General features: G+C 34.2%; 20 protein-coding genes and 1 pseudogene. 7 read left to right on the top strand and 14 right to left on the bottom strand.

The features are described from left to right. Positions 1-2 precede the first annotated feature (2 nt). A pseudogene (locus tag LQ675_RS12395) lies at positions 3-65 on the top strand (hypothetical protein); the annotation flags it as partial. 118 nt (positions 66-183) lie between these two features. After that, positions 184-609, top strand: coding sequence for a pyridoxamine 5'-phosphate oxidase family protein (locus LQ675_RS12390; protein WP_048540399.1), 426 nt, complete (start codon positions 184-186; stop codon positions 607-609). Between the two features lie 69 nt (positions 610-678). Here LQ675_RS12390 and LQ675_RS12385 read toward each other — a convergent pair whose 3' ends face one another. From LQ675_RS12385 to LQ675_RS12340, 10 genes are all read right to left on the bottom strand, one after another. Further along, complete coding sequence (locus LQ675_RS12385) at positions 679-2,184, bottom strand: phytoene desaturase family protein (protein ID WP_048540398.1); 1,506 nt, start codon at positions 2,182-2,184, stop codon at positions 679-681. Then, positions 2,181-3,056 (bottom strand): phytoene/squalene synthase family protein, encoded by an 876-nt coding sequence (locus LQ675_RS12380; RefSeq protein WP_048540397.1) that lies wholly within the window; start codon positions 3,054-3,056, stop codon positions 2,181-2,183. The genes LQ675_RS12385 and LQ675_RS12380 overlap by 4 nt, the downstream gene beginning before the upstream one ends. A 51-nt stretch (positions 3,057-3,107) precedes the next feature. Continuing rightward, a complete protein-coding gene (locus LQ675_RS12375; protein WP_229412498.1) occupies positions 3,108-4,217 on the bottom strand; it encodes a glycosyltransferase family 2 protein in 1,110 nt (369 codons plus the stop codon). Positions 4,218-4,226: 9 nt separating this feature from the next. Further along, positions 4,227-5,717 carry a phytoene desaturase family protein gene (locus LQ675_RS12370; RefSeq protein ID WP_239727730.1) on the bottom strand — a complete coding sequence of 497 codons (1,491 nt, stop codon included), beginning with the start codon at positions 5,715-5,717 and terminating at the stop codon, positions 4,227-4,229. Continuing rightward, positions 5,718-6,029, bottom strand: coding sequence for a glycosyl-4,4'-diaponeurosporenoate acyltransferase CrtO family protein (locus LQ675_RS12365; RefSeq protein WP_232182764.1), 312 nt, complete (start codon positions 6,027-6,029; stop codon positions 5,718-5,720). A gap of 166 nt (positions 6,030-6,195) precedes the next feature. After that, positions 6,196-6,690, bottom strand: a complete 495-nt coding sequence (locus LQ675_RS12360) for a TspO/MBR family protein (RefSeq protein ID WP_048540394.1) — start codon at positions 6,688-6,690, stop codon at positions 6,196-6,198. A gap of 370 nt (positions 6,691-7,060) precedes the next feature. Further along, positions 7,061-8,485: a 6-phospho-beta-glucosidase gene (gene ascB / locus LQ675_RS12355; RefSeq protein WP_048540393.1), complete on the bottom strand. Its 1,425-nt coding sequence runs from the start codon at positions 8,483-8,485 to the stop codon at positions 7,061-7,063. Further along, positions 8,482-10,356, bottom strand: coding sequence for a PTS cellobiose/arbutin/salicin transporter subunit IIBC (ascF, locus tag LQ675_RS12350; protein WP_048540392.1), 1,875 nt, complete (start codon positions 10,354-10,356; stop codon positions 8,482-8,484). The genes ascB and ascF overlap by 4 nt, the downstream gene beginning before the upstream one ends. Positions 10,357-10,531: 175 nt before the next feature. Beyond that, positions 10,532-11,377: a BglG family transcription antiterminator LicT gene (gene licT, locus LQ675_RS12345; protein WP_048540391.1), complete on the bottom strand. Its 846-nt coding sequence runs from the start codon at positions 11,375-11,377 to the stop codon at positions 10,532-10,534. 122 nt (positions 11,378-11,499) lie between these two features. Next, the gene (locus LQ675_RS12340) at positions 11,500-12,873 is read right to left on the bottom strand and encodes a YfcC family protein (protein ID WP_058590999.1); all 1,374 of its coding nucleotides are present in this window, start codon (positions 12,871-12,873) and stop codon (positions 11,500-11,502) included. Between the two features lie 297 nt (positions 12,874-13,170). Between LQ675_RS12340 and LQ675_RS12335 the strand changes: the two genes are divergently transcribed. From LQ675_RS12335 to cobA, 5 genes are read left to right on the top strand one after another with little or no spacing between them, the layout of a single operon-like run. Beyond that, the gene (locus LQ675_RS12335) at positions 13,171-13,911 is read left to right on the top strand and encodes a sirohydrochlorin chelatase (RefSeq protein ID WP_048540389.1); all 741 of its coding nucleotides are present in this window, start codon (positions 13,171-13,173) and stop codon (positions 13,909-13,911) included. Next, the gene (locus tag LQ675_RS12330) at positions 13,892-14,353 is read left to right on the top strand and encodes a precorrin-2 dehydrogenase/sirohydrochlorin ferrochelatase family protein (protein ID WP_048540388.1); all 462 of its coding nucleotides are present in this window, start codon (positions 13,892-13,894) and stop codon (positions 14,351-14,353) included. The genes LQ675_RS12335 and LQ675_RS12330 overlap by 20 nt, the downstream gene beginning before the upstream one ends. Beyond that, complete coding sequence (gene nirB, locus LQ675_RS12325; protein WP_239727728.1) at positions 14,346-16,751, top strand: nitrite reductase large subunit NirB; 2,406 nt, start codon at positions 14,346-14,348, stop codon at positions 16,749-16,751. Before LQ675_RS12330 ends, nirB begins: the two co-directional genes overlap by 8 nt. 2 nt (positions 16,752-16,753) lie before the next feature. Continuing rightward, positions 16,754-17,071 carry a nitrite reductase small subunit NirD gene (nirD, locus tag LQ675_RS12320; RefSeq protein WP_207593296.1) on the top strand — a complete coding sequence of 106 codons (318 nt, stop codon included), beginning with the start codon at positions 16,754-16,756 and terminating at the stop codon, positions 17,069-17,071. Further along, complete coding sequence (gene cobA / locus LQ675_RS12315; RefSeq protein WP_239727727.1) at positions 17,062-18,012, top strand: uroporphyrinogen-III C-methyltransferase; 951 nt, start codon at positions 17,062-17,064, stop codon at positions 18,010-18,012. Before nirD ends, cobA begins: the two co-directional genes overlap by 10 nt. Positions 18,013-18,272: 260 nt before the next feature. Here cobA and LQ675_RS12310 read toward each other — a convergent pair whose 3' ends face one another. The 4 genes from LQ675_RS12310 to LQ675_RS12295 are packed head-to-tail and all read right to left on the bottom strand — an operon-like array spanning position 18,273 to position 22,166. Continuing rightward, the gene (locus tag LQ675_RS12310; protein ID WP_048540567.1) at positions 18,273-19,160 is read right to left on the bottom strand and encodes a CobW family GTP-binding protein; all 888 of its coding nucleotides are present in this window, start codon (positions 19,158-19,160) and stop codon (positions 18,273-18,275) included. 13 nt (positions 19,161-19,173) lie between these two features. Beyond that, the gene (gene dcd / locus LQ675_RS12305) at positions 19,174-19,710 is read right to left on the bottom strand and encodes a dCTP deaminase (protein ID WP_048540384.1); all 537 of its coding nucleotides are present in this window, start codon (positions 19,708-19,710) and stop codon (positions 19,174-19,176) included. Continuing rightward, positions 19,711-21,051, bottom strand: coding sequence for a nucleoside recognition domain-containing protein (locus LQ675_RS12300; protein WP_232179592.1), 1,341 nt, complete (start codon positions 21,049-21,051; stop codon positions 19,711-19,713). Further along, a complete protein-coding gene (locus LQ675_RS12295; RefSeq protein ID WP_239727725.1) occupies positions 21,045-22,166 on the bottom strand; it encodes an NAD(P)/FAD-dependent oxidoreductase in 1,122 nt (373 codons plus the stop codon). Before LQ675_RS12295 ends, LQ675_RS12300 begins: the two co-directional genes overlap by 7 nt. Positions 22,167-22,362: the final 196 nt, after the last annotated feature.

Here is a 22,362-nt window from a genome sequence, read left to right as displayed (position 1 = left end):
TCATAACTTCCCTTTTACTTAATAGTATTGGTTTCTTATTTACAGGAATTTTACAAGCGACTAGTTAAGTTCTTGGAGCAACTATCATGGCAATCTGACAAATTTCCGTTATACAGATTCACATAATGACTATGCATACAATATGGGACTTTAGGGTAAATAGATTGTAGAGGTGATTGAGATATGACAAATGATAAAGTCAAAGCTGAAATTGAACGTATATTAGATACATCTAGAATCGGTGTACTTTCTACAGCACTTAACAATATACCAAATAGTCGATATATGGTTTTTTATCATGATGATTATACACTATATACAAAGACAAGCATTGATTCTCAAAAAGTTATTGAGTTTAAGGATAATCCTAGAGCACATGTCTTAATTGGATATGACGAAACAAAGAATCGTAGCTTTCTTGAAATAGAAGCACACGTAGAAATTCTCAAAGATAAAGATACGATTGATTGGCTTTGGAATAAACAAGATAACTCATTTTTCGATTCTAAAAATGATCCCGATTTATGCGTACTTAAATTAACACCTAAAGCCATCAAAATTATGAATGATGATGAGGTCGATACACCTCAAACAATTACATTTGATTAATACACAATAAAAAAACTAGGACATAGTAATCTAATGACCATTCTAGATTACTATGTCCTAGTTGCTTTTTTATATACCTTTTTCTATATCTTCTAACATCGCGTCTACTGTAATTTTCGCACTTGTTAAGACGATAGGTACACCTGCACCTGGATGTACACTTGCTCCTGCAAAGTAAAGATTTTGATAATTTCTACTTATATTCGGTGGTCTATAATAATTACTTTGAGCAAGCGTTGGCATTAAACCAAAGGCTGCCCCAAATTTCGCATGATAATGACTTTCGAAATCTTTAGGTGTAAATATGATTTCAGTTACGATATGTTCTTTTACATGTGCTAATGCTTTAACAGTAGCCATTTTTTTATAAACTATTTCTTTCACTTGTGATACTGTCGCTTCATCTGTCCAATCTACATGACCAGTCTTAAGCTCGGATACTGGCATTAACACGTATATTCCTGTTTGACCCTCTGGAGCGAGCGTTTTATCTTCAACGCTTGGCGCATAAACATATATAGAAGGATCTTCTGATAATGTGCCATTGAAGATTTCTTTAATATTTTCATCAAAATCTTGTGAGAATATGACATTATGTAGTAAAATTTCTTCTGACAAATCCAAATCAACACCTATATACATTAAAAATGCTGAGCAAGAATAATCCATATTATTGATATTTTCTGTTGTATATTTCTTAGATTGAAATGATTTTTTAATCAATGATGATGCGGCATAAGGAAAATCTGCTGTACATAAAACTTTATCATAACGTTCAATGCGACCCTCTACTTTTAGACCTTCCGCACGCTTATAACGTGGATCAATGATGATTTCTTCTACATTCGTCCCTGTGTATATATGTGTACCGAGTTCTTCATTTAAAGTTTGAAGCGCTTCTGCAAAGCGATACATGCCACCTTTAATAAAGTGCACACCAAACATCAATTCAATCATTGGAATAATGGAATATAACGAGGGGCTTTTTTTCGGATCTATTCCGATATATAACGTTTGAAATGCTAAAATCTTTTGAATTTTGTCGTTAGCGACATATTTTTCTATTAAGTTATCTGCTTTATCGAATGTCTTTAATTTCATACCTTGATATAATGTATATGGATTATAGAAGTCTGAAGGCTTACGAAATGTACGTTCTAAGAAATGCTTTCGTGCAATTTCATATCGCTCGTAAATATCGGTTAAGAATGACATAAATCCATGTGTAGAATTCGGTTCAATAGATTCAAGCATATCTCTTAATTGAGATAAGTCTGTAGGTACACGCACTTGATCGTCATCACTGAAGTAAACATCATAAATATGAGACAATTGTTTGATTTCTAAATAATCATTGATATCTCTATTAGCATACTTAAATACATCTTGATAAATTTCGGGCATCATCACAATTGTAGGACCCATATCAAACGTAAAGCCATCTTGCTTTATTTGATTCATCCTACCACCTATTTGTTTGTTTTTCTCATAAATATCGACTTGATGACCTCTTGCGGCTAACCGCGCAGCTGATGCTAATCCTGATACACCACCACCTATGACTGCAATTCTCATATAGATTCACCTCTATTATATTTCGCCATAACTTCACGATAAATTTTTAATTTTTTTCTTTTATTAACAAAAACTTTTTGATGCAATGTGTATCTGGATTGTCTAACTTCTTCAAGTATTTCAAGATATATGCTTGCTGCTACTTCAATAATATAACGTACTTCTTCATCAAAATAAGTCATCCCATTTAAAGCTTTTTCATATAAGGCAGTGGCTTCTTGAGCATAACTTTCCCATAAATTAATATATGATTGAGTTATACCACCTTGATATATAGCAAATAAATCGACATTATATAATGCTAATCGTTCTCTGCTTAAATAAATTCTATCTCGTTTAAAATCTTCTCCAACATCTCTTAAAATATTTGTTAATTGAAGTGCTTTTCCTAAAGCAATTCCTGCGTGTTCAGCTTGTTTAATATGCGCTTTTTGTTTTGATGCTAGTATGGGTGTGAGCAATTCACCCACTGTTCCTGCCACACCATAACAATATAGAGATAAGTCCTCGTCAGTTTGTATGCGTTTTAAATGTAAATCTTCTTTAACATAATGTATAAGAGTTTGTAACGGTTGGTGAGGAATAGCATAGTCTTTCAACGTATGGCGATAAGCATTCATAATGGAATCGTCGCTTTGATATCGTTGAACGTTATGGTTATATATTGCATCCAAATCATTTGCGATACATTCTAATTGTTCGAGATCTTGATATTCATCGATACTATCATCTATAATGCGACAAACGGCATAAATTGCCCACACCGCTTTCTTTTTATTCAGTTCTAACATATCAAATGCATATGAGAACGTCTTTGAATGTAACTTCATAATATTGTGACAGTGTCTATAATCTTTCTCTAATTGATTCACTAATTGTCCTCCTCGATAACCCCACGTGAATACTTTTGAGTGTTTCAATTTTTATAAATTTATTTTTCTCCCTTTCCATTGAATTATTTTAAACACATGGACATCAAACCATGATTTCATAAATATCATCATAAAATTCATGAACATCAATGGATGACAAACGCTCACTAAGATATGAAAATTCCCAGTTCTCTTTAAAATAACATAATGTTGAAAGGCATATAAAACATACACCATTAAAGCTAATGCGATAAATATAGGATTTAACCATAACGATATTATAACCATTATTGTTGAAGTCACAGTACCAATTAACCACAATACGATTAAAGCCAATGTTGATTGCTTCGTTACTTGAGCGCCTAATGCAATATGCTTACTCCAACCTTCTATAAGCGATTTATATCCTTGAGGATACATTCTAAAATTCACAACACCTTGACCTTCATATAATTCCACTGGTAAAGCATGTTGATGATAAGACTTACTTATAGCGAAACCTTCGATAATTGAATCTTTTGCGTTAAAGTGACCTTGTGTTAATTCGTAATCTTGCTTATTCGTTAGAATGACTGGACCAAATGCCATTTGGTCATCATATTTAGACTTCGTAATAGAGAATGTATTCATACCTACTATCGTCATTACGTTAAATAATGCCGATGCGTTCTCATACAATCGTTCAATCATATGATAAGGCTGTATAGAAAGTAGCCCTCTATACTGTTGCAATTTATATTGGTTTACGATTTGCCAAATACTATCAAGACGACTAAATTGAACATCAGCATCTACAAACAGCAACATATTGTGAGAGGCAAACTGACTACCTTCCCAACAAGCATGCGATTTTCCTTTCCAAGTAGCATGCTTTGAAACTTTATAAACATGTGCGCCATATTGTTCGGCAATTGCGCAAGTTTGATCTGTAGAGTCATCGTCCATGACAATAATTTCTATATCTTTATGATTGGCCACACGTTTAAGTAAGTTCGGTAAATTTTTCGCTTCATTTCTAGCAGGAACAATGAGACTAACAGGTGTCTTAGAAGCTTCCATATGACTAGGATTAATCTTACAGCGCCTGAAGTACATCAATGCCCCACTTAGCATCGTACAAATCGTCAAGATTAGTGTTACAACATATACTATTATTATCATCTATATCAACTACTTTCCGTCTTCAGCAATAATACTATCAGCTACTTGCATACCACTTAATGTGACCATTGGCATTCCTGGGCCAGGATTGACAGAACCCCCAACAAAATAAAGGTTTTTATAGTATTGACTCTTTTTAGGAAATTTAAATCCTTTGTTTTTCTTTTTATCTGAAACGACCCCATATATAGCACCTTTATGAGATTGATAAGTACGTTCTATATCATGTGGTGTCCAAATATCTTCGTATATGATGTGCTTTCTTAAACCATGTAATCCCATGGACTCTAATTTGTCTAATATGCGTTCTCGAAAAGCTTGATATTCATCTTGACTAAATTGCTGATGTTGAATATACGGTATATGCGGTAATATTTTGATGTTTTCTTGTCCTTTAGGTGCTTGTGTCGGATCAGTCTTATTTGTATTGACTATATAAATAGTCGGATCTTGGGGTAAGATGTACTGATGGAAGACTTCATCGTAATTGCGCTTTGAATCTTTAGAGAAGAAGAAATTATGATGTCTAAGTTCGGGATAGCTTTTATCTACTCCTAAATGCATAACATATCCCGAACTCGCGGGTTCAAATTTGCTTTCTAACTGATTTAACCGACTTTGTTTCATATTCATTAATTTTTCATATACAGGTAATACTTCCATATTTGAGATAATATAATCAGCATGTTGATGTACATTATTATCAAGTTGAATACCCGTAACTTCTTTGTTTTGATTATATATAATACGCTCCACATGTGCATTTAAATGAATCGAGACACCTAATTCGCGTGCTAATTGTTCCATCGCTTCTGCTAATTTATGAATCCCGCCATCTACATACCAAAGACCTTCTTCATGTTGCATTTCAGGTAATAAACTTAATACAGCCGGTGCATCGTATGAAGATGATCCTACATATTTAATAAAGTAACCTAGCATTTCCCTCAAATATGGATTATCTACCCGCTTATCGATTGCTTGTTGCATCGTATGAAAATAATCAAACTGCTTTAAAGCTGACAGAGGTCCATGAAACCGGATAATATCCGACAAATGATCTATACCTTTATCGAAATAACTGCGTTCAGCTTGATGGTGAATTTTATTAGCATACTCAAAAAAAGTTTTTAGTTGTGTTATATCGTTAGATGAAACATGTTTGTTCTGAATCAAAGTGTCTTCTATCGATTCATATAAATCTATAACAGTTCCATCTGGATAGACATTTCTAATTTGTAATGGTAATTTGCGAATGCTCACATAATCTTCAAGCCTTCTTCCACACTGTTCAAAAAGACGTTGAAATATTTTAGGCATCGTTAAGATAGATGGCCCTAAATCAAACCCGTAATCTCCCGTCTCTATGCGGTTTACCTTTCCCCCGATGTGGTTATTTTTTTCATATAAATCTACGTGATAACCTGCTTGAGCCATGCGGATAGCACTTGTTATACCACCTAATCCTCCGCCAATGACGACAACTTGTTTGTTAACCATTTAATCACCTTTTCTTATTAGCTTTTTCAAATATATACGTTGTAACTTAGGTCGGTTATAACGTTGCACAATGATGCAAGGAACATTAGCAATGACCACATAAACAATATTTATTACTTTTATACTTTTCTTCGACTTGATAAATACAACAATTGGCAAGATAGATAATAAATGAACCAATTCTGCTCGTTTCGTTTCTATCACAAACTTCTCTATATTCGTTATATCACTTGACTGATTATAGTGCGATTTGCTGACAATATCCGATTGTATCATTTGACCATCTGGCAAATGATCTTTCCAACATTTCACCTTTACAAGTTTTTGCCATAATTGACCATTTTGTTCCAAAGAACCACTCTTAAAATATCGAAAATCTCGTACTAACCACTTATCATGTATACGCAGTCCAATTTGTACAATAAACATTTGAGTGATAAACCAATAAAGTGCTATATAGATGAAAGTTCTTATAAGCTTAAACATTTGACTTATCTGTATATCTTGGATTGTCTTTATTTAATAACCAGTTACCAGCTGTTAAATAAGTCGCAAAAGCACTCCAAAGTGTATACGGAACCAATATCAAACCCGCTAACTTCTTCACATTAAAGAATGTTATCGTTGTCATCAAGACAGCACCTAACAATACAGCACTTTCAATCAATGCGCTGAATCTTAATTTATACTTAAAATACAATATTGACCACCCATAATTTAAACCCAATTGTGTATAATAAGCACCCTTAATCCGCTTCTTCCCTGGTTTGTGAGATACGAGTGCATAAGCAATACCCATTGACATATACAATATTGGCCACACAATAGGAAATATATAACCAGGTGGTGAAAATGGTGGTTTCACATTTTTACTATAATCCTTTCTTGCATTCTTCACTGCAAATTTCCCTATTAACCGTCCACCAACAATAGGTGTCGTAACTTTTACAATTGGTAAAATAACATTCTTCATCGGTGCTCCTCCTTCAAACATCCTTTGTTCCATAAAAGTATATTACCCTTTATTCATAATTTTATACATTTGTAATTAAATTTTCCAGTATATAATTTTCTTATTTTTCCCATTAGTCTAATTATATATATATAATGAAATAGTTTAACTTTTAATTCTTCTAACATTTTTTAGCAAAGCTAAAACAGTCTGTTAATATATAAAACTAATAATTACACAAAAAAATAGTGTGCTACGAAATAATATATACTCATCCTACCATGATTAAATCATCTAACGAATTATTTAATATACAAGAATAAACACATCACTTACCTGATTAATATCAGATTGAAGTGATGTGTTTTATATGTGCTTATTCAGTTTAATTTTATACTTCTATTCCATTTTGTTGGATAACTTTTTTATACCAATCAAAAGACTTTTTCTTTCGACGTTCGAGTGTCCCGCTTCCTACATCGTCTTTATCTACATAAATCATGCCATATCGTTTACTCATTTCTCCTGTTGATGCAGACACTAAATCGATAATACCCCAACTTATATATCCCAACAATGGAACGCCATCTTGAATACCATCGTACATAGCTTCTATATGCTGTTTCATATAATCTATTCTATAATCATCTTGAATTGTACCATCTTCTTCTATCTCATCTTTGGCACCTAATCCATTTTCAACGACAAATAGTGGCTTTTCAAATCTTTCATATATTTGATTCATCGTTATCCTTAAACCAAGCGGATCGATAACCCATCCCCAATCGCTCATTTTAAGATAAGGATTTTTGGCTGATACAATTACATTTCCTTCATTTTTTTCAACTCTTGATATATCCGCAATAGACGTTCGAGACGCATAATAACTAAATGCTACAAAATCCACCGTTTCTTTCAGAATTTCTTTATCTGACTCATCTATTTCAATGTTAATCCCTTTATTCTTAAAAAATGAATCCATATAGTATGGATATCTACCTTTCGCTTGCACATCTACAAAGAAAGTATTTGCTCTTTCATCATTCATAGACTGCCATACATCTTCTGGATTACAACTGTATGGATAGAAACTACCACCGGCAATCATACATCCAATTTTTGCTTGTGGTGTAATACGATGACAACTTCGAACAGCTTTCGCACTTGCTACTAACATATAATGTGAGGCTTGATATAATATTTCTTCCCTATTTTCACTATCATCAAAGTATAATCCTCCACCTGAAAATGGACTGTGTAACACTACATTAATTTCATTGAATGGAATCCAATAATTCACGTATTCTCCAAAATTATTAAAGCATGTATCTGCAAATTTAATATATAAATCTATCGTTTCTCTATTTTTCCACCCATTATATTTTTCAACTATACCCATTGGAATATCAAAATGCGCAAGTGTAACGAGTAATTCCATACCATGTTGTTTACATGTCTTGAATAAATCTTTGTAATAATTTATACCTGCCTGATTCGGCATTTCTTCATCACCATTTGGATAAATTCTACTCCAAGATATAGATGTTCTAAATACTTTCAAACCCATTTCAGCAAGTAAGGCAATATCCTCTTTATAATGATGATAAAAATCTATACCAGTATGACTTGGATAATATTCATTCTGATCAAGTTCGCCCTTTTTATAACCTAACTTTATATCTTGTCTCTTTGTACCATGAGGAATTAAATCAATATTACTGATTCCTCTACCATCTTTATCCCAAGCACCTTCTGTTTGATTTGCTGCTATTGCGCCACCCCAAAGAAAATTTTCCGGGAAATATTTTATTGTCATGATTTAACCACTCCTAATATAGATGTTTGTGCTTGAACCTCTGCGTGATCAAAGGATGTTATAGATTCATATTCATCTGTATTTGTAATGACAATAATCGTTGTCGGATCATAACCTGATTCAATAATTTGTGTTAAATCAAATGTTCCAAGAATATCGCCAACAGTTACATGATCACCTTGTTCAATTGTTGATGTAAATGGTTCTCCATTTAATTTCACCGTGTCAATGCCAACATGTACTAATACTTCAACACCATTATCTCCTGTTATACCTATAGCATGTTTTGTTGGAAATACAGAAGTTACCGTACCTGTTACTGGTGCATAAATTTTATTACCTGTTGGTTCAATTGCCATACTTTTTCCGATTACTTCTCTACTAAATACGTCATCTTCAACACTTTCAATTGGTTTAATATGCCCTTCAACAGGTGCTGCAACTGTTAGATGATCTTGAGTACCTAAATCTAATAATTCATCTTCAGATTCTGGAATATCTTCAAATCCAAGCACTAACGTTAAGATAAATGAAAGAACAACCGATAGAACCATTACAACAATAATCCACACTATACTCATTGGATTATCTTTTTCAATAAATTGTACACTCGTAAACAAACCTGGTGCTGCCATAGAATGACTTGCTAAACCTGCAAGCCCTGCTACAGCACCTGCAATAAATCCTGTAATAACAGATGCAATCATTGGACGTTTTAATCGAATAGCAACCCCATATAGTGCTGGCTCAGTTATACCTGCAATAATGGCTGATGATGCAGCTGCCAATGACGTTTGACGTAATTCTCTATTTTTCGTTTTAAATGCTACTGCTAATGAAACGCCCCCTAATGATAAGTTAGCGCCAATCTCAGATGGCATAACCATACCTTCCTTACCTGTTTCAGCAATTGTTTGAACAATCGTTGGTGTGAATACACGGTGCATACCTGTCATAACTAATAATGGCCATAAAGCACCTACGATAGCTACTGCTAAAAATCCTAATTTATCATGTACAAAGAAGACAATCTGAGATAGTCCTGTACCAATCAAAATGCCTGTTGGACCTACGATAATAATCGCTATTGGTGCAGCAATTAATAAGATTAACATTGGTTTCAAGAAGTTTTTCATTACAATTGGTGTAATACGATCTGCAAAATCTTCAATATATTTCAGTAACCAAGTCATGACGATTGCTGGAATAATCGTATAAGTATATTTCACTGACATAACTGGAATAAATGCGAAAGTTGCTTCTTTACCTTCTGCTGCTTTTTCCATAATTTCCATAAATACTGGATGTACCATAACACCAGCAATTGCCAGTGCTAAAAATACGTTACTGTTAAATTTCCTCGCTGCAGATACTGCAACAAGCATTGGTAAGAAGAAGAAAGGTGCATCTCCTATAGTATTTAAAATATTATACGTTGAACTGCTTTCTGACAGTACGCCCGTCATACTTAATAACATGGCCAATAATTTAATCATCGAACCACCAATAATAGCAGGAATTAATGGTGACATCGTTCCGATAATCGCATCAAGAATATTGATACCCACCTGTTTAAATGTTAACTTTTTCTTTTCAACTGGTTCATTACTTTTAGCGCCACCACTGACACCACTTTTCATCAATGCTGTATAAGTGTGTGATACATTGTTTCCTACAATAACTTGATATTGTCCACCTTGCTTACGTAACCCCATAACGCCATCAATATTTTTTATGGCATCATCATCAGCCTTACTGTCATCTTTCAACACAAATCTTAAACGTGTCATACAATGTGTTAAGTTTTTAACATTGTTACTACCGCCAATGTGTTTAAGTATTTCATCAGCCATCCTTTGTTCATTTGTCATCTTTATATCTCTCCCGTCTTGTTTAGAACAATAAAAAAAGACCCAAATCATAAATAGATAGACTTATCCCTAGATAAATTCACCTATTAATGATTTAGGTCTCGCCTGCCGAACAGTAACAATCCTAAACAATTAATTGTTTATTTTGTTTTCGTAACATCAATATATCATATAATTATTTATTGTCAACGCTTTCATTTCTGGAAATTAATCTCTGTATATGAATCGTTAAGTACAAAGCTTCATCATGCGTCATTTCATACTGGTACTTTTTCAATAAAAATACTTCAATTTTCTCCACACATTTAAATGCATGTTTATATTTCTCTTTTACTATCTCGTAAAGTTCGATTTCATTTGTATCAAGTGGGTTACTTGAGAAAATACGTTGTGCAAGAAATTTTAAATGTGTCACAAATCTATAGTAAGTTAGACTTTCTTCATCAAAATCTAATCTAAAATGGTATTTCACTAAGCTTAAAATATTTTGCACCATTTCTGTTACTTGATTATAGTCTGCTAAATTATTATGTTCTGCATTTAACAAATGAATTGCAATAAATCCCGCTTCATCTTCAGGTAAACGAACACCAACAATTTCAGTAATCCAATCTAACGCTTGCACACCAATTTCATACTCATTTGGATAAAAACGTTTCGTTTCCCATAGCAATCCATTCTTTATAGCCATTCCCTCTTTTTGTCGCTCAATAGCAAAGTTTATATGATCCGTCAGTGCAACATAAATAGTATCGCTGAGATCTTTTTGATATTTATCTTTCGATACTTCGATTATTTTCTCAACAGCTTGAACCACTTCAATCGGCACTTCGATTAATAACGTTTTAAAGCGATCAGAAATTTCCTGGCTACTTAAATCAAATATTTTTTCAATCTTTGATTCTTCCACAATATCGCCTTCTTGCTTTTGAAAACCTATCCCTTTCCCCATCACAACACGTTCCTGGTTGTTGTGGGTGACACTAATCACATTATGATTGATGACTCTATTTATCTTCATATGACACCCCTTTAATTAATAAATACATTGTGCCACACCGTTATAATAATTATCAATCTATAAATAAAAGAGACCCAAGTTATCAAACTTGAATCTCCTTCTACAACTTATTAATTTTCTCCCTACGACCAACCGATTAACTGCGCAAAGATTAATGAAATGATTGAAATGACACCCCATACGATAAAGAGTGGGAAGAAGAATCGGATCCATTTTGTATATGATACGCCTCCGATTGCCAATGCTGCCATAAAGTACCCGCTTGTTGGATAGAAGACATGTGTAAATCCGTCTCCTAATTGGAAGGCTAAGACTGCGGTCTGTCTTGTAATACCTAGCATATCTGCTAATGGTGCCATAATTGGCATTGTCACTAACGCTTGTCCGCTTCCTGAAGAAATAATAAAATTAATCAACACTTGTACGATATACATACCGACTACTGCTACTGTTGGTGTTGCACCATCGATAACAGAACCTAATCCGTGAACGATACTGTCCATAATTTTACCGTCTTCAAGTACAACGGCTATTGAACGTGCAAGTCCTACAATAATGGCACCCATTAATACATCTTTGAAACCATCATTAAATGACTCACAAATTTCACGCGTATTCAATCCAGTGACTAAACCTACTACAATACCCATAACTATGAAAAGACCTGACATTTCTACCATAAACCAGCCTTGTGTAATAACGCCGTATACAAGAATGATAAAGAATAAGAGCACTACGGCAATACCGATTTTTTGTCGTTTAGTCGCAACGAGTGGTTCTTGATTCGTAATATCTTTGTACATATGTCGCTTCTCAGTATCATCATGATAAACTAAACTGATTGAAGGATCTTTTTTAATTTTTTTAGCGTATTTCATAATAAATAATATCGTTACAAATAGTACAATCACAAAAATAGCTAAACGTAATCCAAGTCCTGAAAATGTTGGAATACCTGATAATTTTTGTGCTAATCCTGTATTGATTGGATTTAATACACCGACCGTGAAGCCGACTACAGTACCACACAATGCAATAGATGTAGCGGTTATAGAGTCATAACCTAACGCAATAATAAGCGGAATAATAACCGGAATATAAACGAGTGACAACTCTGCTGTACCGATTAATGTTGCAATAATCGCAAATACTGTTGTTAATACTGGAATAATCAAAATACTTTTATTTATAAACTGGCGTGCAAGTTTATCCACACCAATTTCAATAATACCTGTACGTCTTAACACCATAAACATCCCACCGATGATAAGTGTGAAGAAGACAATTTCTCCTGCTTCAATTAAACCACGTGGTATAATCGAAATAAAATCAACCAAACCAACTGGTGCTGAATCTATGTAATGGAATGAATCTGCGTCTACCATTTCTCTACCCTCAGGCCCTTTAACCCTATCAAACTCACCTGATGGAATTAAATATGTAGAAATAGTTGCAATCACACCGAAAACAAATAAAATCACATATATATGTGGCATACTAAACTTTTTCTTTGACCTATCTTCGTTCTTTGCCTTATCATTTTCCTTTACCAATGTGCACGACCCCTTTGCTTATTTTGATAAACAATTTCATGCTATCACGTTTAGAAAAATTTATAATTATACAAATCAGAAAATTTAAAAAATATTTTTGTCAGTTATTACAAAAAATCATATGCATGATTTATTTTTTCACGTTAATATATAGGGAATTCCCTATTTTTCTTCTTTTTGAGAAAAAATTCACAAACTTTCGTTATATTGTTTTAGAATAAAGATGTAGGAGGGATTGTCATGCGAAAGACGATTTTAGTTGTTCATGGTATGAGAAAGGGAAAGTTAAATGAAACGTTATTAAATTTTATTCATCAAACTTTTAATAGTGATGAGATTGATTATGAGGTAGCCTTTTTAGAAAGTGAAGAAATCTTACTGGATGAAGTGATTCAACAAACGATTGATGCTGGATATTCACGAATTCACCTTGTGCCGTTATTATTGTTTACCGCTTCTCATTATTATGAAGATATCGAAGCGTTATATGAAACATTTCAAGATAAGAACCAGAACGTACAGTTTATATTAAGTAAACCATTGGGCACACACCCGATTATGACAAACTGGGTTGCTTCTCAACTTGAAGCTTACAAAGATGACATTGATGATGAAACTGGAATTGTCGTACTTGCTCACGGTAATGCACGCTTTGATGAACCGGATGTTGCACTTACACGAATTTGTCACGAACTATCAACGGATCAAAATCCATGTTACCCGAGTATGGTCTATGGTGAACTGCGCTTTAAAGAAACGTTACCGAAAATCGCTAAAAAGCATCGTAAATTATTAATTATTCCATTTTTCTTCTATGATGGTTTCCTTGTAAACAAGTCAAAACGTCAAATAGAGTCTCTAGGTTTACCGAATCCTATCACATATACGACGGCTATTAATTTTCATCCGTTATTAAAAGACATCGTACATTTAAGAATTGCTGAATGTGAGGCGGTACCAGATGTATCCAGTACAACTTAACCTTAAAGGTAAACATGTCGTAATCATTGGTGGTGGCAAAATTGCATGGAGAAAGTTCTCTAAATTGAAATCAGAGCCTTGCTCAATTGATGTTATCGCACGCGAATTTCATGAGCACTTTGATACGATTCAACCAACGAAACATATTCGCCTTATACAAGCAGACTATCAACGAGAACATATTGCCCATGCAGATTTAATTATTATCGCAACTAACCAGCCCGAAACGAATGACCGAGTAGCCAAAGACGCCCTACCCTCTCAATGGCTCAATCATACCGGGGATCGCAAACAATCCGACTTTTATAACACCTTAGATATTGAACACAATGGCCTAACAATTAGTATTAGCTCACATGGCCAAGATATTCAACGAACACAACACTATGCAATCAAAATTAAAGCATGGTTAGATTCAACGAAGGAGGATATGCATGAGTAAAACAAAACTTTTAATGATCGGTAATGGTATGGCTGGTGTCCGTACAATTGAAGAAATTCTAGAACGTGATCCAGACAGCTTTGAAATCACAATCATCGGTAAAGAACCTTATCCAAACTATAACCGAATCATGTTATCAAACATTCTTCAAAATAAAATGACAAAAGAAGAAACGATTATGAACCCTTATGAATGGTATGAAGAACATAACATTCAATTAATAACAGGTGATAAAGTTGTAAAAATTGATCGCGAACTAAAACAAGTCGAAACAGAACATGGCGTGAAAGTATCATATGACCAAATGATTATTGCGACTGGTTCTGATTCATTCATACTACCAATTGATGGTTCTCGTCTAGAAGGTGTTGTCGGTTTCAGAACCATCGATGACACTGAAAAGATGTTAGAAACAGCTAAGACTAAAAAACGTGCCATCGTTATAGGTGGCGGTTTACTCGGTCTAGAATGCGCACGAGGTCTTGTAGATCAAGGTATGGACGTGACAGTCGTACATTTAGCAGAATGGCTGATGGAAGTACAACTGGATCGTAAAGCAGGAGAACTTTTAAAAGCAGACCTTGAAAAGCAAGGTATTAAATTTGAATTACAAGCGAATACACAAGAAATTATTGGTGAAGACTATGTTGAAGGTATACGTTTATCAGATGGACGTGTTATCGCAACAGACATGGTCGTGATGGCAGTTGGTATTCGCCCAGTAACGAAAGAAGCACGTGCCGCTGGATTAGAAATTGGACGCGGTATCGTAGTAGACGATTTCATGCGTACAAGTGACCCAGAAATTTACGCAGTTGGAGAATGTGCAGAACACCGTTCAAAAGTTTACGGACTTGTTGCCCCACTATACGACCAAGGTAAAGTCCTGGCAGATCATATTACAGGCATTCCAACTGAAGGTTACAAAGGTTCAACGACCTTTACTTCTTTAAAAGTATCAGGCTGTGATTTATTTAGTGCAGGTTGGATTACTGAAAGTGAAGGTGTCCGTGGTATTGAAACTTTTAACGGTGTCGATAACATTTATAAGAAAATATTCGTCAAAGATAAGACGATTGTCGGTGCAGTACTTTATGGTGATACTGAAGAAGGTAATCGCTTTTATAATATGATGAAAAAAGGCGATACAATTGTTGAATATACACTCGTTTCAATTCTTCATAAAGCAGGAGAAGTTGATGCGATTAGCGTTGCTGAAATGGATAACGATGAAACAATCTGCGGTTGTAACGGCATTTCTAAAGGTGTCATCGTAGAAGCGATTAAAGATCAAGGTTTAACGTCCGTAGCTGATGTCACACGTGTGACGAAAGCTGGTAACTCATGTGGTAAGTGTAAAGGTCAAATCGCAGAGCTCTTAGAATATACACTTGGTGACGACTTTGTTGCTGCAGCGCCAACAGGTATTTGTGCATGTACAAGTCTTACAAGAGACCAAATCGTTACTCAAATTCGAGCTAAAGGTTTAAAAACATCTAAAGAAGTTCGACACGTATTAGACTTTAAAGATAAAGGTGGATGTCCAAAATGTCGCCCTGCTATTAACTACTATTTAAACATGGTATACCCTCATGACCATGAAGATGAAAAAGCTTCACGCTTTGCGAACGAACGTTACCATGCCAATATTCAAAAAGACGGCACATTCTCTGTTATTCCACAAATGCGTGGCGGTGTAACAGATGCAGATCAACTTATTCGTCTTGGTGAAGTAGCGAAGAAATACCATATCCCATTAGTCAAAATTACGGGTGCACAGCGCATCGGTTTATACGGTGTTAAAAAAGAAGAATTACCACAAATTTGGAAAGATTTAGATATGCGTTCAGCATCTGCATACGGTAAGAAGACACGTTCAGTTAAAAGTTGTGTTGGTAAAGAATTCTGCCGATTCGGTACACAATTCACAACAAAATTAGGTATTCGTTTAGAGAAAACATTTGAATATATCGACACACCACATAAATTCAAAATGGGTGTTTCAGGTTGTCCACGTAGCTGTGTAGAATCAGGTGTAAAAGACTTCGGTGTCATTGGTGTAGAAAATGGTTTCCAAATTTACATTGGTGGTAATGGTGGTACAGATGTCGTCGCAGGTGAGTTACTGACAACTGTTGAAACTGAAGATGAAGTTGTCAAACTATGTGGTGCATACATGCAATACTATCGTGAAACAGGCATTTATGCAGAACGTACAGCACCATGGCTCAAGAGACTTGGCTTTGACCAAGTGAAATCAGTTGTACTTGACCCTGAAAAACAAGATGAACTTTACGCGCGCATAATGGATGCGAAACGTGCATACGATACAGAGCCATGGCATGAAGTCGTGCTCAATAAAGATAAACGTCACATTTTTGAAGTGGAGAAGGTGTAAATATGACATTAACAAATGAGAAGGTAAGAGTCGCACACATTTCAGAACTCGAACCGTTAATCGGTAAGAAAGTCATCGTCGGAGATACGCAACTTGGTTTATTTTTAACTGAAGAAGGTATCATTCGTGCGATTAATAATATTTGTCCTCATAAACAAGGTCCATTATCAGAAGGTACAGTGAGTGGAGATTATGTATACTGTCCACTTCATGATCAAAAAATTGACTTATCGACTGGCCAAGTCCAAGAACCAGATGAAGGATGTGTCGCAACTTATTCTGTAGAAGTGGTCGATGGAGACATATACGTATGTCTATAATCGCACAATCTCAAGTATATTTAGTCGGTGCAGGTCCAGGAAATCCTTTATTATTATCTAAAAAAGCAGAGCGATGTATTAAGCGGGCAGATGTTATTTTATACGACCAACTAGTGAATCCATTTATATTACAATTTTCATCACCAGAATCGGAATGGATTCATGTTGGTAAACGACCTTATCACAAATCTATGAAACAAGAAGACATTAACCAATTACTTGTTGAAAAATCACGCATAAATAAGACAGTCGTCCGTCTAAAAGGCGGCGATCCAGCAATATTTGGACGCCTTGCGGAAGAAGTTTCTACATTAAAATCACACAACATTACATTTGAAGTCGTACCTGGTATAACAGCCGCTTCAGCTGCCATGAGTGAACTTAATCGTGGGTTAACAGAACGTAATGTTTCAACTAATATTACATTTACAACTGGCCACTTTAAAGATAATAAAGAACAATCCATTGATATTACAACACTCAAACACTGTGGCACCCTCGCCATATATATGGGTGTTAAGAGATTACCAACTTTACTTAAAGAAATTAAAGCAGCAATCACAGACGACATACCAGTAGCCGTTATCTTTAGCGCCACACGACCAGAACAAACGGTCATATCAGGCAATGTATCTAATATCGTCGAAAAAGTGCAGTCACTCTCACATATACCAGGACCTGGTATCACAATTGTAGGTCATGTTGTTAGAGATTTAGTTGAAGATATATCAAGTAAAGAAGAAGTCGAGTACGTAAAGTTTATAGGCAATCGACAGAATATAATAGACGATGCATTAGAGGTGTATGAAGCAGGCGGATGGGCAATCATAGATGATCGCGACCATCCCAACCTACACCCAACACAACATAACATCCTCACCGAGCTCATTAATCAAACAACATTTACAAAAGTTGTAGATACAGAAGTAGTGAATATTTAGGATGATAGAGTTTGGTGAGTGAACACGGTGAGTTGAAGGCCGCGCACGAAGAATCTGAGATATCGTGCGTTATACCCTGAAATAGTGCCCTGGCGCACGAAGACTGCGAGATATCGTGCACTTTCAAATAATCTAATCAAAAAAAACAGCTGTCGCTTTGAAGTTTCTAAGTGAGTTAGGCCCATTTTATAAAAAACACTTTTGTTAAATTCACATAATGTGAATTTCTACAAAAGTGTTTTTTGTGAGTACTCTCTTCCTCAATATAAACTAAAAAAGATATTTTCTTCGTCTATCTTTTCTCCAATTAAAATTAGATAATCATCTATGTCTATATCATACTTTTCAATAAGCACATTACTATTAGAAATTTGAACTAAATATTTATTAGGACTATTCTCGAATGTTATAAACCCTTTTACACGATATACCTTTTGGGGTAAATTCTGTAACCATAATTTGAATTTTTCAATTTGAACTGGCTTATCAATTGAGTAGTATTTATGGTAAATATGATTATGAAAATTTTGATTTTGATTCTTAAATGGGATGTTTTTAACTTTTTTAGATAAGTGATGATAACTTACTTTTCCATAAGTTGTTGAAAATGTTTCTGCTCTTGGATATTGTTCTTGTATAGATTTAATAACATTGATTGCCTCACACGAATCGATTAAATCAAGCTTATTTACTATAATATCCTGACAATACTTTAGTTGAACATCGATAAGTTGTTGTGTTTGTTTTGAATAGGTTGATAATTTTTGATATTCCGGTATATCTATGATGCCGATGATACTTCTTATTGTTATAAATGGCGAAAGCACAGGTGTCAAACATGCATCAAGTACTTCTAATGGGTGTGCAATACCACTACATTCAATTAAAACTATTTCTGGTTGTTGTTCAATATATAACATATGCAATTGATGTGCAACATCATCTTTCATTTCACAACATATACAGCCATTAATGATTTCATTTACTGTTACATCAGACTGAATTAATTCAGAGTCAACTGTCCTCTTACCAAACTCATTCATAATGACAGCGATACGTTTACCTTCTTCATTGACATCTTTAATTAAATGATTCAGTAAAGAAGTCTTCCCGCTCCCTAAAAATCCAGTGATGATAAAAATTTCCATACCAAATCCACCTTTAATATTTCTCAAAATCCATAAACACTTTACTACCTGTTGCGTTGAGTTGTCCTTGGTACTTTCCATTGTACCCAGAAATAGCAGGTGAATGCGTACGCGCTATTACGAGTTGACAAATTCGTTGGTTTTCTTCAATTTTTAATGAGAAATCATTCGCATTAAATAATTCTAAAGTAATATGACCTTCAAACCCCGGATCTACCCAACCAGCATTCTGTATAAATAAACCCGCTCTGCCAATTGAACTCCTCCCTTCTACAAAACCCGTCATCATATTTGAAAGTTTCACACATTCCTGTGTAGTCGCTAATACAAATGATTTACCTGGTATTGTAAAAGTTTTGGCAACAACTTCATCATACTGAATAGGATCTTTCAACGATTGCACATTATCTTTTGGTGAAATGGGTAGTAGAAAATGATTGCCTAATGTTAAATCAATAGAAGCGGGTTCTATAAGTTGTTCTCGATAAGGTGTGACACTTACTTGACCTTCACTAATAAACCGCTTAATATCTTGATCTGATAATATCAATTAAATCCCTCCAAATAAATTCATAATCAATACAGTTCCACATAAGCAAATCGTCGCTGTAATCATTTGTTTTACGACAATTCCTAGACCTTGCTTCCACCCTAAATTTTTAATTATCATAGTGATTGTTACAGAACATGCAGAAAATGTTGAACTAAATAATACTAATAAGAACACACTTTTTAACGACATCGTTTGCAATAATGAGCCCTGATTCATATTGAACAACAACATACCATCTTTTCTAATCATTGAGAATAGAATACCCGTTGACATCTCTTGAGGTGCATTCATCAACTGTAAAATTGGATTAAAGACATTTGCAGCCCACAGTAAAATAGGTGTCATAGAAAGGATACTCGCACATACACAAATCATCATAAATATTGGTAAAGCTTGAGCTAAGAATGACAGAATAGTCTGTTTGGATTCTTTCCATACAGCTATAATTGAAGGCTTTCTAACTTTATCTAACACAAAATAATGAGTTGGTATCATGCTTTTTGAGGACCATAGTTTAATATGTATTAAACCACCGATAAACACAATCATTAAATAAGGTAAGAATAACCATGGTGCTTTGACGACGCTGAACAAGGAAAGCGTCGCGCCAATTTGATAACTACATGATGAACCAAAGCTGATCATACTTATACAGTTATTTTTAGTACAAGCACTACAGTCATGGTTAGCACGCAATACTGCTGCGGAATTACAACCAAATCCTTCAATAACTGGTACAATATCGTAACCAGTTAATCCTACTTTTGTCATAACTGGATCGATTGACCAAACGATATAAGATTTTAAATGACTTTCACTGATAATATTCGTAGAAATACTAATGAAAACGACAACGGGTAATGCCCAAATGATTGAATATATGCCGAGTGACAATAACCCATAATCCCCAAATAATAAGTCATTCAAAGCCTTTTCGTCGAATTGAACAGTATGTATTACATAGTCTAAAAACTGCTCTACCCAATGATTTTGAATATATTGAGATAAATAATAAGAAATATATATTGGCAACATAAACATTAATATGATTAAAGCAAAAGCTAAAAACATGTCTTTTACTTTAGGAATATGTTTCGCTTGTTCTTGTCTTAAGATATTCAATTCAGAGATAATATATTTTGATTCGTCAGGGTCATCTATCTTTTGCTTACAGTTTTCATCTAGTGTGAGCTTTAATTGCTTTTGAATGATATACCTTTTAAACTGTAATTTCTGCTCTGTTGATAGTTTTTTTAGCTGCTTAATCACAATATAATGTTCACCGTTTGGTATCGGCGAACAAGTTCCATTTTTAATATTATATTCAACTTTTAACATGAACAGTTCACATCACAACAATCATAATCATCTAAAAACATTTGATTTAATTGATAGAACTCAATAGCATCTTCATTTGCTTCAAAGCTTTCTCGGTCACATATTAATTTTGCTAGAACAGCTAAACGCGTTCTAAATTTGTAAATATAACAAAGAATAACATCTTGATGTTTAACCGTATCTCCTATCATAAAGACATTAGGATTAATTGTTGATTCATCATCGTCAGTTAGCATAAAATTTGTACCATCATTTTCAAATAATATTCGAGTTAGTCGATTATGTTGAACAGGATTAAATCCAGTAGCAAGTATCGGTTCTTCGGAAATTTTCACATCGTCGTGTACGCCGTTAAATTGAATAACATATTGACCATTTTTATACTCAATTTCTTTCACCACATGTTCGGTATGAATACGTATGGGATAACCAAGTTCCTTTAATTCTTCATATCGTTGGTGTGTATAAGGAGAAAGTCGAATACTTGGATCAGCATCTTCTTGTTTATAACTTGTAGAATTAGTATAAATATCGACGATTTTACCGGATAATGCTAAATTGAGCGCTGCATCAAATCCGCTTTCGTTACCTCCAATTACGACAGCCAGTTCACCATTTATATCTGAAAATTTTTCAACCTCACTATAATGTCTACCATGTTTAAACGGTTTATAAGGATATGAAAAATTCTCTGTCGCAACAAAGATATATTCAGCATCAATAGTCCCATGATCTGTATACACTTTATATGTTTCATTGTCTATATTATTGGATACATCTAATACATTTGTATGTTGGTCAACTTTCAAGTTATAAATCTGTACAAGCGCTTCTAAATATTGAACATAATCTTTGCCTAAAATATGTTCTTTCTTAAAAGTAAAAGCAGGGGAACTATGAGGTGTGATTGCGTTAATATCTGGTGTTCCAAACCCATTTGTTGTAAACGAAGGTGTGATAAAACGAGTTGATAATGGCCAATTTTTAAAAGATTCACCAACTTGTCCTTTATCTAATATAAGAATATCATCTAATCCCATTTCAATTAATGCAATAGCCATACCTATACCAGCAGGACCCGCACCAATAATCACTACTTTATTTGTTTTTTCCATTTTAACACTTCCTAAATCGTAATCATTACTATTTAACGATATAAATAAAGTAACATTTTTAAAATGAATACGCAAGTTTAGAAAATTCATATTATTAATCAAATATAATAATGATAGTAAATAGTATTTAAATTAATATTAGGCGACTTATCCTATATAGATCATATAGAATAAGCCGCCTAGAAAATATTGTTTA

The organism is Mammaliicoccus sp. D-M19 (genome assembly GCF_022386695.1).
Taxonomy (GTDB): Bacteria; Bacillota; Bacilli; order Staphylococcales; family Staphylococcaceae; genus Mammaliicoccus; species Mammaliicoccus sciuri.
This window is presented reverse-complemented; position numbering and strand designations above follow the sequence as displayed.

Coding starts and splice junctions, on each gene's coding strand:
- ascB (WP_048540393.1), bottom strand. CDS start 8,485: ATGACAATAAAATATTTCCCGGAAAATTTTCTTTGGGGTGGCGCAATA.
- LQ675_RS12295 (WP_239727725.1), bottom strand. CDS start 22,166: ATGGAAAAAACAAATAAAGTAGTGATTATTGGTGCGGGTCCTGCTGGT.
- nirB (WP_239727728.1), top strand. CDS start 14,346: ATGAGTAAAACAAAACTTTTAATGATCGGTAATGGTATGGCTGGTGTC.
- LQ675_RS12390 (WP_048540399.1), top strand. CDS start 184: ATGACAAATGATAAAGTCAAAGCTGAAATTGAACGTATATTAGATACA.
- LQ675_RS12370 (WP_239727730.1), bottom strand. CDS start 5,717: ATGGTTAACAAACAAGTTGTCGTCATTGGCGGAGGATTAGGTGGTATA.
- LQ675_RS12360 (WP_048540394.1), bottom strand. CDS start 6,690: ATGAAGAATGTTATTTTACCAATTGTAAAAGTTACGACACCTATTGTT.
- LQ675_RS12330 (WP_048540388.1), top strand. CDS start 13,892: ATGTATCCAGTACAACTTAACCTTAAAGGTAAACATGTCGTAATCATT.
- ascF (WP_048540392.1), bottom strand. CDS start 10,356: ATGACAAATGAACAAAGGATGGCTGATGAAATACTTAAACACATTGGC.
- LQ675_RS12310 (WP_048540567.1), bottom strand. CDS start 19,160: ATGGAAATTTTTATCATCACTGGATTTTTAGGGAGCGGGAAGACTTCT.
- LQ675_RS12340 (WP_058590999.1), bottom strand. CDS start 12,873: ATGCCACATATATATGTGATTTTATTTGTTTTCGGTGTGATTGCAACT.
- licT (WP_048540391.1), bottom strand. CDS start 11,377: ATGAAGATAAATAGAGTCATCAATCATAATGTGATTAGTGTCACCCAC.
- LQ675_RS12335 (WP_048540389.1), top strand. CDS start 13,171: ATGCGAAAGACGATTTTAGTTGTTCATGGTATGAGAAAGGGAAAGTTA.
- cobA (WP_239727727.1), top strand. CDS start 17,062: ATGTCTATAATCGCACAATCTCAAGTATATTTAGTCGGTGCAGGTCCA.
- LQ675_RS12385 (WP_048540398.1), bottom strand. CDS start 2,184: ATGAGAATTGCAGTCATAGGTGGTGGTGTATCAGGATTAGCATCAGCT.
- LQ675_RS12300 (WP_232179592.1), bottom strand. CDS start 21,051: ATGTTAAAAGTTGAATATAATATTAAAAATGGAACTTGTTCGCCGATA.
- LQ675_RS12375 (WP_229412498.1), bottom strand. CDS start 4,217: ATGATAATAATAGTATATGTTGTAACACTAATCTTGACGATTTGTACG.
- nirD (WP_207593296.1), top strand. CDS start 16,754: ATGACATTAACAAATGAGAAGGTAAGAGTCGCACACATTTCAGAACTC.